Annotated in this window: 13 protein-coding genes; 9 read left to right on the top strand and 4 right to left on the bottom strand. The window is 59.4% G+C overall.

All coding sequences use genetic code 11. The annotated features are described in order from the left end of the window. Positions 1–43: 43 nt before the first annotated feature. Positions 44–1273 carry a phosphoglycerate dehydrogenase gene (serA, locus tag ACA079_RS30835; protein ID WP_129440240.1) on the bottom strand — a complete coding sequence of 410 codons (1230 nt, stop codon included), beginning with the start codon at positions 1271–1273 and terminating at the stop codon, positions 44–46. Between the two features lie 200 nt (positions 1274–1473). Between serA and ACA079_RS30830 the strand changes: the two genes are divergently transcribed. The 4 genes from ACA079_RS30830 (at position 1474) to ACA079_RS30815 (ending at position 5800) form a co-directional block, all read left to right on the top strand. Continuing rightward, positions 1474–2868 (top strand): D-2-hydroxyglutarate dehydrogenase, encoded by a 1395-nt coding sequence (locus tag ACA079_RS30830; protein WP_150659043.1) that lies wholly within the window; start codon positions 1474–1476, stop codon positions 2866–2868. Positions 2869–2904: 36 nt separating this feature from the next. Beyond that, complete coding sequence (locus ACA079_RS30825) at positions 2905–3570, top strand: fumarylacetoacetate hydrolase family protein (protein WP_046053735.1); 666 nt, start codon at positions 2905–2907, stop codon at positions 3568–3570. A gap of 244 nt (positions 3571–3814) precedes the next feature. Beyond that, positions 3815–4744 carry an SdiA-regulated domain-containing protein gene (locus ACA079_RS30820; protein WP_497701985.1) on the top strand — a complete coding sequence of 310 codons (930 nt, stop codon included), beginning with the start codon at positions 3815–3817 and terminating at the stop codon, positions 4742–4744. A 138-nt stretch (positions 4745–4882) separates the two neighbouring features. Further along, positions 4883–5800, top strand: coding sequence for an SdiA-regulated domain-containing protein (locus ACA079_RS30815; protein WP_497701984.1), 918 nt, complete (start codon positions 4883–4885; stop codon positions 5798–5800). Positions 5801–5925: 125 nt separating this feature from the next. Here ACA079_RS30815 and rpiA read toward each other — a convergent pair whose 3' ends face one another. After that, a complete protein-coding gene (rpiA, locus tag ACA079_RS30810; protein ID WP_134420752.1) occupies positions 5926–6600 on the bottom strand; it encodes a ribose-5-phosphate isomerase RpiA in 675 nt (224 codons plus the stop codon). 349 nt (positions 6601–6949) lie between these two features. Here rpiA and ilvA point away from each other — a divergent pair, with 349 nt between their 5' ends. Then, entirely contained in the window at positions 6950–8464 is a 1515-nt protein-coding gene (ilvA, locus tag ACA079_RS30805) for a threonine ammonia-lyase, biosynthetic (RefSeq protein ID WP_497701983.1), read from the top strand. A gap of 39 nt (positions 8465–8503) precedes the next feature. Further along, positions 8504–8929 carry a DUF2269 domain-containing protein gene (locus ACA079_RS30800; RefSeq protein ID WP_497701982.1) on the top strand — a complete coding sequence of 142 codons (426 nt, stop codon included), beginning with the start codon at positions 8504–8506 and terminating at the stop codon, positions 8927–8929. A 104-nt stretch (positions 8930–9033) separates the two neighbouring features. Here the strand turns inward: ACA079_RS30800 and ACA079_RS30795 are convergent, their stop codons facing one another. Continuing rightward, positions 9034–9690 (bottom strand): histidinol-phosphatase, encoded by a 657-nt coding sequence (locus tag ACA079_RS30795; protein WP_497701981.1) that lies wholly within the window; start codon positions 9688–9690, stop codon positions 9034–9036. A 143-nt stretch (positions 9691–9833) separates the two neighbouring features. On the opposite strand from ACA079_RS30795, the gene ACA079_RS30790 reads away from it, so the two are divergent. From ACA079_RS30790 to ACA079_RS30780, 3 genes are all read left to right on the top strand, one after another. Next, complete coding sequence (locus ACA079_RS30790; protein WP_008150514.1) at positions 9834–10313, top strand: RNA pyrophosphohydrolase; 480 nt, start codon at positions 9834–9836, stop codon at positions 10311–10313. Positions 10314–10335: 22 nt separating this feature from the next. After that, the gene (gene ptsP / locus ACA079_RS30785; protein WP_056738869.1) at positions 10336–12615 is read left to right on the top strand and encodes a phosphoenolpyruvate--protein phosphotransferase; all 2280 of its coding nucleotides are present in this window, start codon (positions 10336–10338) and stop codon (positions 12613–12615) included. Positions 12616–12761: 146 nt separating this feature from the next. Further along, a complete protein-coding gene (locus tag ACA079_RS30780; protein WP_497701980.1) occupies positions 12762–13922 on the top strand; it encodes an integrase core domain-containing protein in 1161 nt (386 codons plus the stop codon). Positions 13923–14000: 78 nt separating this feature from the next. Here the strand turns inward: ACA079_RS30780 and ACA079_RS30775 are convergent, their stop codons facing one another. Further along, positions 14001–14747 (bottom strand): NRDE family protein, encoded by a 747-nt coding sequence (locus ACA079_RS30775; protein ID WP_497701979.1) that lies wholly within the window; start codon positions 14745–14747, stop codon positions 14001–14003. Between the last annotated feature and the right edge of the window lie 73 nt (positions 14748–14820).

Genomic DNA, 14820 nt, shown 5'->3' with positions numbered 1-14820 from the left:
AAAGGAGACCCGAAGGTCTCCTTTTTTGTCACTCAAGTCACTATCAGAACAACACGCGGCAACGAATGGTGCCGTTGATGTGCTGCAGCTTCTCTTGCGCCATTTCCGAGTACTCGGCGTCGACGTCGATCACGACGTAGCCGACTTTCTCGTTGGTCTGCAGGAACTGACCGGAAATGTTGATACCGTTTTCGGCGAAGACCTTGTTGATCTCGCTCATCACACCCGGAATGTTTTCGTGGATGTGCAGCAGGCGGTGCTTGCCAGGGTGAGCCGGCAGGGCCACTTCCGGGAAGTTGACCGAGGACACCGACGTACCGTTGTCGCTGTACTTGACCAGCTTCTCAGCCACTTCCAGGCCGATGTTGGCTTGCGCTTCAGCGGTGGAACCGCCGATGTGCGGGGTCAGGATCACGTTGTCCAGGCCACGCAGCGGGCTTTCGAACTCTTCGTCGTTGGAGCGAGGCTCCACCGGGAAGACGTCGATGGCCGCGCCGATCAGGTGCTTGTCCTTGATCGCGTCCGCCAGCGCTTGCAGTTCAACTACAGTGCCGCGAGCGGCGTTGATCAGGATGCCGCCCTTCTTGATGGCGCGGATTTCCTTCTCGCCGATCATCCACTGGGTCGCAGCGGTTTCCGGAACGTGCAGGGTGACGATGTCGGACATGCCCAGCAGTTCGGTCAGGTTACCGACCTGAGTCGCGTTGCCCAATGGCAGCTTGGTCACGGTGTCGTAGAAGTACACCTGCATGCCCAGGCCTTCAGCCAGAACCGACAGTTGAGTACCGATCGAGCCGTAACCGACGATGCCGAGCTTCTTGCCACGGATTTCGAAGGAGTTGGCTGCGCTCTTGATCCAGCCACCACGGTGGCAGGAAGCGTTCTTCTCAGGGATGCCGCGCAGCAACAGGATCGCTTCGGCCAGCACCAGCTCGGCAACGGAGCGAGTGTTGGAGTACGGAGCGTTGAACACTGCGATGCCGCGTTCGCGGGCAGCATTAAGGTCAACCTGGTTGGTGCCGATGCAGAAACAGCCGACAGCGACCAGTTTCTTCGCGTGATCGAAGATCTCTTCGGTCAGTTGAGTGCGGGAGCGAATGCCGATGAAGTGCGCATCAGCGATCTTTTCCTTCAGCTGGGCTTCCGGCAGAGAACCTGTGAGGTACTCGATGCTGGTGTAGCCCGCCGACTTGAGGACGTCGACAGCCGATTGGTGGACGCCTTCGAGAAGAAGGAACTTGATCTTGCTCTTATCGAGAGAAGTCTTGCTCATCTGCGTAAACCTGTATCCCGGAGAAAAATGGCAGGAAGCCAGCAGACGCTGACCCGGACGGCAAGAATGCCGTCGCCGCAGAAGGCCGTTGGGCACTATGCTGCGGGGTCGGTATGCTAGCATATGCACCCCGCTAAACACTCATTCCTGCGACGTGAAGCGTTCTCAGGATGACCATGAATTGTTCGAGAGTTCTGTCGATGACCAATCCTGCCCTGATTGAAGAGCTGAAGACCCTGGTTGAGCCTGGCAAGGTGCTGACCGATGCCGACTCCCTGAATGCTTACGGTAAGGATTGGACCAAGCATTTCGCCCCGGCCCCGACCGCCATCGTGTTCCCCAAGACCACCGAGCAGGTCCAGGCCATTGTCCGTTGGGCCAATGAGCACAACATTGCGCTGGTACCGTCCGGCGGTCGCACCGGGCTGTCCGCCGCTGCCGTGGCCGCCAATGGCGAAGTCGTTGTGTCCTTCGACTACATGAACCAGATCCTCGACGTGAACATGACCGACCGCACCGCGGTCTGCCAGCCGGGCGTGGTCACCGAACACCTGCAGAACGTCGCTGAAGAAAAAGGCCTGTACTACCCGGTGGACTTCGCTTCGGCAGGTTCGAGCCAGATTGGCGGCAATATCGGCACCAATGCCGGCGGGATCAAGGTGATTCGCTACGGCATGACCCGTAACTGGGTGGCCGGCATGAAAGTCGTCACCGGCAAAGGCGATTTGCTGGAACTGAACAAAGACCTGATCAAGAACGCCACCGGTTACGACCTGCGTCAGCTGTTCATCGGCGCTGAAGGCACCCTCGGTTTCGTGGTCGAAGCCACCATGCGTCTGGACCGTGCCCCGAAAAACCTTACTGCAATGGTCCTCGGCACTACCGATTTCGACTCGATCATGCCGGTATTGCACGCGTTCCAGAGCAAGCTCGACCTGACCGCGTTCGAATTTTTCTCCGACAAAGCCTTGGCCAAGGTCATGGGCCGGGGCGACGTACCCGCGCCATTCGAAACAGATTGCCCGTTCTACGCGCTGCTGGAATTCGAAGCGACCACCGAAGAAGTGGCCAACCACGCCCTGGAAACCTTTGAGCACTGCGTTGAGCAGGGTTGGGTGCTTGACGGCGTGATGAGCCAGAGCGAAACCCAGCTGCAGAACCTGTGGAAGCTACGCGAATACATCTCCGAAACCATTTCCCACTGGACGCCGTACAAGAACGACATTTCGGTCACTGTGTCGAAAGTCCCGGCGTTCCTGAAGGAAATCGACGCGATCGTCGGCGAACACTACCCGGATTTCGAAATCGTCTGGTTCGGCCACATCGGCGACGGCAACTTGCACTTGAACATCCTCAAGCCGGAAAACCTGAGCAAGGACGAGTTCTTCGCCAAGTGCGCGACCGTCAACAAGTGGGTGTTCGAAACCGTCGAGAAGTACAACGGCTCGATTTCCGCCGAACACGGCGTGGGCATGACCAAGCGTGATTACTTGACCTACAGCCGCTCGCCGGTTGAGATCGAGTACATGAAAGCTGTCAAAGCGGTGTTCGATCCGAACGGCATCATGAACCCGGGCAAAATTTTCGCTGTTTGACTTTTGAATTTAAGAGCTACGAAACAGGAGTCGGTAATGAGCTATCAGCACCAGTATGTCGACGGTACGCGTATTCACTTCCCGCTGGGAAAAGTGGTGTGCATCGGCCGTAACTACGCCGAACACGCCAAGGAACTGGACAACCCGGTGCCTACAGAACCGCTGCTGTTCATCAAGCCGGGCAGTTGCGTAGTGCCGCTGGAAGGTGGTTTCAGCATTCCGACCGAACGTGGCTCGGTGCATTACGAAGCGGAAATCGCGGTGTTGATCGGCAAACCTTTGTCGACCAAACCGAGCCGTGAAGAAGTGCTCGATGCTATCTCCGGCTTCGCTCCAGCCCTGGACCTGACCCTGCGCGACAAGCAGGCCGAGCTGAAAGCCAAGGGTCTGCCGTGGGAAATCGCCAAGTCCTTCGACGGTGCGGCGGTGATTGCGCCATTCGTGTCCGGCAGCACGTTCGCTGACCTGACCGACATCGGCATCCGCCTGACCATCAACGGCGAAGTGCGCCAGGACGGCAACAGCAGTGCGATGCTCAACCCGATCGTGCCGATGATCCAGCACATGGCCGGCTGCTTCTCGCTGCAGGCCGGTGACGTGATCCTGACGGGGACGCCGGTGGGTGTTGGTCCGCTGAACGTCGGTGACGAACTGGTGATTGAATTGCCAGGCGCCAGCAGCTTCACCAGCAGCGTCCGCTAGTCCGGAAGCGCTGATTCCCTTGTAGGAGCATGGCTTGCCCGCGATGGCGGTGTATCTGACACACCGAGCCATCGTTCATCGCGAGCAAGCTTTGCTCCTACAGGTAGGGGGTGTCCGCACAGGGCTTTCCCGCCATTTCCCGTTTTTTTCACATCTCGTCCGGATAATTCCGGGACTTGCGGCGTCTTAGCCGGTCCCAATTGTGCTATTACCCTTAGCCTGAATTTCTGGAACGCATTCCTCGATGGTCACCCAACCACTGCCCAAGCTTAAAACTGCCCGCCGTTCGCGCTTTTTCATGCGTTGGTATTCCTGGCTTTTGCTGGTGGTCGCCGCCGCGTATGGCCTCGCGTTTGCGATGCATTGGGATGACCGAGGCGTGCTCTGGGTGCTGGAGCGTTTCGAAAGCCCCGCCGAACGCCAGGAGAGTGTCTGGTTGCCGGATTACCGGGCAGTGATCGATGCCAAGGTGCTGCCGGGCATGGAGAAGGACGAAGCGTCGGACCTGGCTTACGATCCTCAGTCAAAAACCCTGTTCTCGGTCATGGGCAAGAACCCGTTCCTGGTCGAACTGACATTGCAGGGCGACGTGCTGCGCAAGATGCCGCTGGTGGGCTGGAGCAACCCGGAAGGGGTGACCGTGATGGGCAACGGTCTGCTGGCCATTGTCGATGAACGCGAGCACATGCTCTCCATCGTCAAGGTCGATGCCGAAACCCGCGAACTGAACATCGCCGACTTCCCGAAATACGACCTCGGCCCTTCGAAAGACCAGAACAAGGCGTTCGAAGCCATCGTCTGGGATTCGCGCAATCAGCAAATGTTGTTGGGTGAGGAGCGTCCACCGGCGTTGTTCACCTGGAAAAGCAACGATGGCCAGACACTCACCGGCGACAAGCAAAAACTCGCCAGTGACGAACTGGACATCCGCAACCTGTCTGCCCTGGCCATCGACCCGCGCACTGGCCACACCCTGGTGCTGTCTGCCGACTCCCACTTGTTGCTGGAGCTGGACGAGAAGGGCGAGCAGGTCAGCTTCATGACCTTGCTGGGCGGCTTCAATGGTTTGAAGAAGACCATTCCTCGCGCCGAAGGCGTGACCATGGACGAGGCGGGCACGCTGTACATGGTGAGCGAGCCGAATTTGTTCTACCGCTTCGAAAAGCAACGGTAGCGATCTTTTGATCTTTTGGCGTAGGCAAAATTGTTAAAGATCAAAAGATCGCAGCCTTCGGCAGCTCCTACGCCATTAAGCTTCAATTCAGACTGCCGTGGTATTTCATCCGCCCGTCCTGATTCCGAGCTTGCCCGAATGCGCCGACTTGCCCGCCCCAAACCCCTGATTCTGATCCTGTCGGTCATTGCGTTGATCGCGCTGGTTGCGGCCGGCCAGTACCTGCGCCTGTTCGAGCGCGCCTGGTTCAACCTGCACACCCTTTGGCAGCCAGTGAACGGTCAGTCCATCGCTCTGGATCAATACCAGGTCGCGGTCGAGGCGCGAGTCATTGTGGGGCTGGACGACGATGTTTCGGCGTTGACCTTCGATCCAGTGCGCAAAAGCCTGTTCACCGTCACCAACAAAAACTCAGAGCTGATCGAACTGTCGCTGGACGGCCAGATTATTCGACGCATTGCGCTGGTTGGGTTTGGCGATCCGGAAGCGGTTGAGTTCATCAGCGCCGACACTTACGTGATCACTGACGAGCGTCAGCAGCGGCTGATCAAGATTCATCTGGAGAGCGACACAACGTTCCTCGACGCAGCGGATGCCGAGCAGATGACCCTTGGCGTGCACTTGAGCGGCAACAAGGGCTTCGAAGGCCTGGCTTACGACTCGGTGGGCAAGCGGTTGTTTGTCGCCAAGGAGCGCGACCCGATGCTGATCTACGAAGTGCACGGCTTTCCGCATTACAACCCGGAGAAATCCTACGCGGTGCACGTAGTGAACAACCCCAAGCGCGATGCCGGGATGTTTGTGACGGACCTGTCGAGCCTGCAATACGACGAGCGCAGCGGCCATCTGCTGGCGTTGTCGGATGAATCGCGGCTGATTCTGGAACTCGATGTGGACGGGCGCCCGCTGAGCACCATGTCACTGAGCAAGGGGCGTCAGGGGTTGCAGAAGACAGTGCCGCAAGCGGAAGGGATCGCCATGGATGACGACGGTACGATGTACCTGGTGAGCGAGCCGAACCTGTTCTACGTCTTCAAAAAACCAGAACAACCCTAGAAGCAACACCACAAAAACACTGTGGGAGCGAGCTTGCTCGCGATAGGGCCGTGTCAGTCGATAAAGATGCCAACTGACAGACCGCTATCGCGAGCAAGCTCGCTCCCACAGGTTTTGTGTACGGCTTACTTTGCGCGCAGGGTTTTTACGCCTTCGCTGGTGCCCAGCAGCAGCAAATCCGCCGGACGGGCCGCGAACAAGCCGTTGGTGACTACACCGACGATGGCGTTGATCTGCGTCTCCAGTTCCACCGGGTTGGTGATCTGCATGTTGAATACGTCGAGGATGATGTTGCCGTTGTCGGTAAGCACGCCTTCACGGTAGACCGGGTCGCCGCCCAGCTTCACCAGTTCGCGGGCCACGTGGCTGCGGGCCATCGGGATCACTTCGACCGGCAGCGGGAACGCACCGAGCACCGGCACCAGTTTGCTGGCGTCGGCGATGCAGATGAAGGTCTTGGCCACGGCCGCCACAATCTTCTCGCGGGTCAGGGCTGCGCCGCCGCCCTTGATCAGGTTCAGGTGCTCGTCGCTTTCATCGGCGCCGTCGACGTAGAACTCCAGGTCGCTGACCGTATTCAACTCATACACCGGAATGCCGTGGCCCTTGAGGCGGGCAGCGGTGGCTTCGGAACTGGCGACCGCGCCGTCGAACGCGCCTTTGTGCTTGGCCAGTGCGTCGATGAAGCAGTTCGCGGTGGAGCCGGTGCCGACCCCGACGATGCTCTTGTCGTCGAGTTTCGGGAGGATGAAGTCGACGGCGGCCTGAGCCACTGCCTGTTTGAGTTGATCCTGGGTCATGCGGGCTCCGAGGTGCCGAAGGAGGGAACGAAAGGCCGGCATTATAGGCTTCGGGGCAGGGAAGGTCATTGCCCGATTGGCGGAGTTCTCTATGCGGACATTGGAGCTTTTGTGGCGAGGGGATTTAGCGAAACGTCGCACCGCCCCGTTGGAGTGCGAAGCGCTCCCCAGCATTCCCCCAGACACACCGCGTTCTCAGGTTTTACGACGGCTGCGCCGCCGAACGGGGATAAATCCCCTCGCCACAATGGTTCTGTGGTGTCTAAAACCATCTGTTTAGTGTGGTCGTCCGGTCAAAAGCCGGGTTAGACTCCTTGGCCCTGCCCAACCCGCTCAGTGATGCTTTCCGATGCTCGAACAGTACGTCAAAAAGATCCTCACCTCGCGCGTTTATGACGTTGCCGTAGAAACCCCATTGCAGACTGCCCGCCAGCTCTCCGAGCGGCTGGGCAACAGTATTTTGCTCAAGCGCGAAGACTTGCAGCCGGTGTTCTCGTTCAAGATTCGCGGCGCCTACAACAAGCTCACGCAGCTTTCCGATGAAGAGCGCTCTCGCGGTGTCGTGACCGCTTCGGCGGGCAACCACGCACAAGGCCTGGCCCTGGCGGCCAAGGTGTTGGGCGTGAAAGCGACCATCGTGATGCCCAAGACCACCCCGGAAATCAAAGTCGAAGGCGTGCGTTCCCGCGGCGGCAAAGTGGTGCTGCACGGGGATTCGTTCCCGGAAGCTCTGGCCTACTCGCTGAAACTGGTCGACGAAAAAGGCTACGTCTACATTCACCCTTACGACGATCCCCACACTATTGCCGGGCAGGGCACGGTGGCGATGGAGATTCTGCGCCAGCACCCTGGCCGTCTGGACGCGATCTTCGTCCCGGTGGGCGGTGGCGGGTTGATCGCCGGCATCGCGGCGTACGTGAAGTACCTGCGGCCTGAAATCAAAATCATCGGCGTCGAGCCGGACGATTCCAACTGCCTGCAAGCCGCAATGGCCGCTGGTGAGCGCGTGATCCTGCCAACCGTGGGCCTCTTCGCCGACGGCGTTGCTGTGGCGCAGATTGGTCAGCACACCTTTGATATCTGCAAAGACTATGTCGATGAAGTGATCACCGTCAGCACCGATGAAATCTGCGCGGCGATCAAGGATATCTACGACGATACCCGCTCGATCACTGAACCTGCTGGTGCATTGGGCGTGGCCGGGATCAAGAAGTACGTCGAGCAACGCGGTGTCACCGGGCACACCTTTGTGGCCATCGACTCCGGCGCCAACGTCAACTTCGACCGTCTGCGCCACGTCGCCGAGCGCGCCGAGCTGGGCGAAGGTCGCGAGGCCATCATCGCCGTGACCATTCCCGAGAAGCCGGGCAGTTTCAAGGCGTTCTGTGAAGCCATCGGCAAGCGCCAGATCACCGAATTCAACTACCGCTATAACACCGGCAGCGAGGCGCACATCTTTGTTGGCGTGCAGACGCACCCGGAAAATGATCCGCGCAGTGCGCTGATTGCCAGCCTCAGCGAGCAAGGTTTCCCGGTGCTGGACCTGACCGACAACGAACTGGCCAAGTTGCACATCCGCCACATGGTCGGCGGCCGTGCGGCTCATGTGGTTGATGAAGTGATTCTGCGCTTCGAATTCCCGGAGCGTCCGGGCGCGCTGTTCAACTTCCTCAATAAGCTCGGCGGGCGCTGGAACATCTCGATGTTCCACTACCGCAACCATGGTGCGGCGGATGGCCGTGTGGTCGCGGGCCTGCAAGTGCCTCACGATGAACGCCACCTGGTGCCCGCAGCGCTGGAAGAAATCGGCTACCCATACTGGGACGAAAGCGACAACCCGGCCTATCAGCTGTTTCTCGGCTGAGCGGCTACGCTGATGGCCAGGCCATAAGGAAATCGAACAATGGAAACGTTAACCGCCCTGAAAGTCGCTCATATGGTGGCGACGGTGTTGCTGCTGGTCAGCGCACTGGGTCTGGCGATCTGGGTCTGGCGCACACGACGTAATGGTGACGCAACGGCTGGAAGTCGCACGCTGCAACGGCCACGGGTATTTATCTGGCTGTTGATGGGTCTGGCATTGCTGAGCATGCCGTTCACGGGTTGGTGGATGGTGCATCTGGTGGGCTGGCCGCTGGGGCAGACCTGGATTCTGGCGTCGAGCGTGTTGTACACCGTGGCGGCGCTGGCGTGGTTCTGGCTGTTGGTGCGCCTCAACAAGCTGCGTAAGGCGCCGGGTGGCGTGGGTAAGTTTACCTTCGCCTTGGCGTTGTTCAGTTTTGTCTGCTTTATCGCCATTGCCGGGTTGATGGGCGCCAAGCCTGTTTAAGGCTTGGGACCGAGTCGGCCCCATCGCGAGCAAGCTCGCTCCCACATTGGATGTGTGAACGACTCAAATCCCCTGTGGGAGCGAGCTTGCTCGCGATAGCGATATCAGTCGCGCAGGCTAATCACCGGCCAACCACGCTTCTCGGCTTCAGCGCGCAAATTCGGGTCCGGATCGACCGCCACCGGATGCGTCACCCGCTCCAGCAGCGGAAAATCATTCATCGAGTCGCTGTAGAAATAGCTGTCCTCCAACGAATACCCGGTTTCTTCCAGCCAGCGATTCAACCGCGTCACCTTGCCTTCACGGAAGCACGGGACGTCGGTGCTGCGCCCGGTGTAGCGGCCATCGACCATTTCACATTCCGTGGCGATCAGGGTTTCGACGCCCAGACGCTGGGCAATTGGCCCGGTAACAAAACGGTTGGTGGCGGTGATGATCACCAGTTTGTCGCCGGCCTCGCGGTGCTTGGCCAGCAGTTCGAGACCCTTGGGCAACACAATCGGCTCAATGCAATCGCGCATGTAATCCTGGTGCCATTGATCCAGCGTGGCCATCTCGGTGCGGCCGAGGACTTCCAGGCAGAAGTTCAGGTAAGCATCGTTATCCAGCTTGCCGGCCAGGTAATCCTGATAGAACTCATCGTTGCGCGCCTTGTAGGCAACGGCGTCGAGGAAGCCGCGTTCGCACAGGTAATCGCCCCAGGCGTGGTCACTGTCACCGCCCAAGAGCGTGTTGTCCAAGTCGAATAAAGCCAGCCGCATTGCAGTTACTCGCTGAAAAGTCTGTAGAAAGGCGTCCAGAATACGGACTTTTCACAAGAGTGCACATAAGGTAGACCGGCTCGTTGCTGCTATCACAACCTTTGTGGAACAATGCGGCGACATGCGTTTGCGAGGTTGTTGCCGTGATCGACCCCGATGGTTTCCGCCCCAATGTCGGGATCATTCTCACGAATGATGCCGGACAGGTGCTATGGGCTCGCCGTATCAATCAAGATGCCTGGCAGTTTCCACAGGGCGGGATCAACCCCCAGGAGACGCCGGAAGACGCCTTGTACCGCGAGTTGAACGAAGAAGTGGGTCTTGAGCGCGAAGATGTTGAAATTCTCGCCTGCACCCGGGGCTGGTTGCGCTATCGTTTGCCGCAACGTCTGGTCAGGACGCACAGCCAACCGCTGTGCATCGGCCAGAAACAGAAATGGTTTCTCCTGCGCCTGGTCTCCAACGAGCAGCGGGTGCGGATGGATTTGACCGGTAAACCGGAATTCGATGGCTGGCGCTGGGTCAGCTATTGGTATCCGTTGGGCCAGGTGGTGACATTCAAGCGCGAAGTGTATCGACGCGCTCTCAAAGAGCTTGCCCCGCGCCTTTTATCGCGCGACTGACGACGGAGTTCGACCCCGAGCCATGCTCAATACGCTGCGCAAGATCGTCCAGGAAGTTAACTCCGCCAAGGATCTCAAGGCGGCGTTGGGGATTATTGTGTTGCGCGTCAAAGAGGCCATGGGCAGCCAGGTCTGCTCGGTCTACCTGCTTGACCCTGAGACCAACCGCTTCGTGCTGATGGCCACCGAGGGCTTGAACAAGCGCTCGATCGGCAAAGTCAGCATGGCACCCAACGAAGGTCTGGTTGGCCTGGTCGGCACGCGTGAAGAACCCCTGAACCTCGAAAACGCCGCGGATCACCCGCGCTACCGCTACTTCGCCGAGACCGGTGAAGAGCGCTACGCCTCATTCCTCGGGGCGCCAATCATTCACCACCGCCGCGTCGTCGGCGTGTTGGTCATTCAGCAAAAAGAACGCCGCCAGTTCGATGAGGGTGAAGAAGCCTTCCTCGTGACCATGAGCGCACAGCTCGCCGGCGTTATCGCCCACGCCGAGGCCACCGGTTCGATCCGGGGTCTGGGTCGTCAGGGCAAGGGCATTCAGGAAGCCAAGTTCATCGGTGTACCGGGTTCACCGGGAGCGGCGGTCGGTACCGCGGTGGTCATGCTGCCGCCGGCCGATCTGGATGTGGTACCGGACAAGACCATCACCGACATCACCGCCGAACTCGGGCTGTTCAAGACCGCCATCGAAGGCGTGCGCGCCGACATGCGTGCCTTGTCCGCCAAGCTCGCGAACCAGTTGCGCCCTGAAGAGCGCGCACTGTTCGATGTCTATTTGATGATGCTCGACGATGCCTCGCTGGGCAGCGAAATCACCACCGTTATCAAGACTGGTCAGTGGGCCCAGGGCGCGTTGCGTCAGGTGGTCACCGAGCACGTCAACCGTTTCGAATTGATGGACGACGCGTACCTGCGTGAGCGCGCGTCGGACGTCAAAGACCTCGGCCGGCGCTTGCTGGCTTATCTGCAGGAAGAGCGTCAGCAGACCCTGGTCTACCCCGACAACACCATCCTGATCAGCGAAGAACTGACGCCGGCAATGCTCGGCGAAGTGCCGGAAGGCAAGCTGGTCGGTCTGGTCTCGGTACTCGGTTCCGGCAACTCCCACGTGGCGATCCTGGCGCGAGCCATGGGTATCCCGACGGTAATGGGCCTGGTCGATCTGCCGTATTCCAAGGTCGATGGCATCCAGATGATCGTCGACGGCTACCACGGCGAGGTCTACACCAACCCCAGCGAAGTGCTACGCAAGCAGTTCGCCGAAGTGGTCGAGGAAGAGAAGCAACTGGCCCTCGGGCTGGATGCACTGCGGGACTTGCCGTGCGTGACCCTCGATGGCCACCGCATGCCGCTGTGGGTCAACACTGGCCTGCTGGCGGATGTGGCGCGGGCGCAGAAGCGTGGCGCTGAAGGCGTCGGTCTGTACCGCACCGAAGTGCCGTTCATGATCAATCAGCGCTTCCCGAGCGAAAAAGAACAACTGGCGATCTATCGCGAGCAACTCGCCGCGTTCCACCCGCAACCCGTGACCATGCGCAGCCTGGACATCGGCGGTGACAAGTCGCTGTCGTACTTCCCGATCAAGGAAGACAACCCGTTCCTCGGCTGGCGCGGCATTCGCGTCACGCTCGACCACCCGGAAATCTTCCTGGTGCAGACCCGCGCCATGCTCAAGGCCAGCGAAGGCTTGAACAACCTGCGGATCCTGCTGCCGATGATTTCCGGCACCCACGAGCTGGAAGAAGCGCTGCACCTGATTCACCGGGCCTGGGGCGAAGTCCGCGACGAAGGCTGCGACGTGCCTATGCCGCCGATCGGCGTGATGATCGAAATTCCGGCGGCGGTTTATCAGACCAAGGAACTGGCGCGGCAAGTGGACTTCCTGTCGGTCGGCTCCAACGACCTGACCCAGTACCTGTTGGCTGTAGACCGAAACAACCCGCGGGTAGCCGACCTCTACGACTACCTGCACCCAGCGGTGCTGCAAGCCCTTCAGAGCGTGGTGCGTGATGCTCATGCCGAAGGCAAGCCTGTGAGTATCTGCGGTGAGATGGCCGGTGACCCGGCGGCGGCGGTGCTGTTGATGGCGATGGGCTTCGACAGTCTGTCGATGAACGCCACCAACTTGCCGAAAGTGAAGTGGATGTTGCGTCAGATCAACCTGAGCAAGGCCAAGGAATTGCTCGCGGAGTTGATGACCATCGACAACCCGCAAGTTATCCACAGCTCGCTGCAACTGGCGCTGAAGAATCTTGGGTTGGCGCGGATGATTAATCCGGCTTCGGCGAAGACTCTCTAGATCTGCGGTGGATTCAGAAGCCACCCCTCACCCCAACCCTCTCCCCAGAGGGGAGAGGGGGAAAGGGTAAAAACCGGGTACATCCTTTACGTTTGAGACCGGGGACATGGTTTACAGGTATCAATCATGGTCAGGAGGTACTGACCATGCCCTGGAATCGAGAGTCCCCGATGGATCAGCGAGTGAAATTAATCCATGACTGGCTTAGCGGCAGTTACAGCAAGAGCCAACTGAGTCGACGATATGGCGTTAGCCGTCCGACGGTCGATAAGTGGCTTGATCGGTATGCAACCTGCGGCGTAGATGGCTTGAAAGAGCGCTCGCGAAAACCGCTGAGCTGTCCGCACCAAACCCGCGATGAAATCATTGCCACGTTGCTTGCGAAGAAAAGCGAGCACCCGGATCGCGGGCCGAAGCAACTGATCCAGCGCCTGCGCAATGCGCAGCCGCAGATCGCTTGGCCGGCTGCCAGCACCGCTGGAGAGTGGCTGAAAAAGGCCGGTCTGGTGATTCCTCGACGGCTGCGCCAGCCCCGTCCGCATGGGCCCGTGCATCTACGTCAGGCCGACGAACCCAATCAAACCTGGTGCGCCGATTTCAAAGGGCAATTCAAAACCCAGGACGGCCACTGGTGCTATCCGCTGACCATCACCGACCATGCCAGTCGCTATCTTCTGGAATGCCGGGCGCTTCCCAGCACCCACGGTGAACCTACGCGTCAGGGCTTCGAGTGGGCGTTCCGGGAGTTCGGCATGCCTGATGTGATCCGCACCGATAACGGCGCGCCATTTGCGTCGACAGGCTTGGCCCGCCTCTCCAGGCTGTCCGTCTGGTTCATCAGGCATGGTGTCCACCCCGAAACAATCAAGCCAGGACGCCCGGATCAGAACGGTCGGCATGAACGCATGCACCGCACGCTAAAGGCTGCCGTGCTCAGGCCGCCGGCAGAAAACCTGCTGCGTCAGCAGCTTGCCTTTGAGGACTTCGTACAGGATTTCAATCACGCACGGCCTCATACGGCGCTGGAGATGAAGACGCCAGCGGATATCTATCGCCCGTCACTCAGACCTTATCCAGGCTATTTGCCGGCGGTCGAATACGGGGCCGACGTCGAAGTACGGCGGGTGCGCAAGAATGGTGAGATCAAGTGGCAAGGGGCCCTGATCTTTCTGGGCGAGGCACTGATCGACGAGCACGTCGCGCTGAAGGAAGTGGCTGATGGCGTGTGGGAGTTGTACCTTTGCTCTTTCCCTTTAGGCAGGCTTGAACGCGGTGCCAAACGCGTATCAAGCCTGTTAAATGTGTAAACGATGTACCCGGTCAAATGTGTAAAGGATGTACCGGTCTCTACAGTGAGGGGTGGCCCCAACTGACACCCCACAAATCTAAACCCGCACCTCAACCTCCCCCAAATGCCCCCCATACGGCCCAAAACTCCGCTCCACCATCCACCGCGTCCCATCCGCCTTAACAATCAACGCCGTACTCGCTCGCGTCCCATAAGTCGGACTGGCAATAAACACACTCGACAGCAACGTCTCGGTGGCCAACCCGACCCCGGTATCCGGCAGTTCGGCAAACGGCGCCGTCTGCGGATCATTGAGCAACGCCAATAAAGCCTGAGGTTGCGGATCGTCCAGCACTTCCTCCAGCGCTGCCCGTGCCTTGAGCAGTTTCGGCCACGGCGTATCCAGCCCGGCGTTCGACAACCCATAAACCCCCGGTGGCAGCATCACCGCCTCAGTCTCTCGGGCATTGAAGTGCCACAGTTCGTTGGCATTGCCGACCAGCAGGTTAAATCCGGCATACTCCAGCGAACGTCCAGCAACGTCGCTTAAGTAATCATCAATCGACATGTTGCCTAAAAGAAAACCCGCCACCAGCTCACCTCGCGATTTGCGCGATGGAGGTTGATGCGGATCGCGGATATTGGTCAGTGCGGCGAAGCGTCCATTGGCGCCAACACCGAGCCAGGTGCCTCCCGCCTCCAGATCGCGACCGGCATGTACGTGCGGTGCTTCGGGCCATTGCGCCAGCGGCAGGCTGGGCCGGGCATAGAATTCGTCGCGGTTGGCCGCCACGATCAGCGGCTGGGCGTGACCCGGTCGCCAAGCGAAAACAATCAGGCACATAAGGTAGTCCTTGTGTGTTTTCTGCCCACTCTACTCAGTCATCGTGTGGGTATCCATCGCCATCCAGTGGAGC

The sequence above is a fragment of the Pseudomonas sp. LBUM1645 genome, from assembly GCF_059716185.1.
Note: the sequence above shows the minus strand (reverse complement) of the source record. Positions and strands in the feature narration are given on the sequence as shown.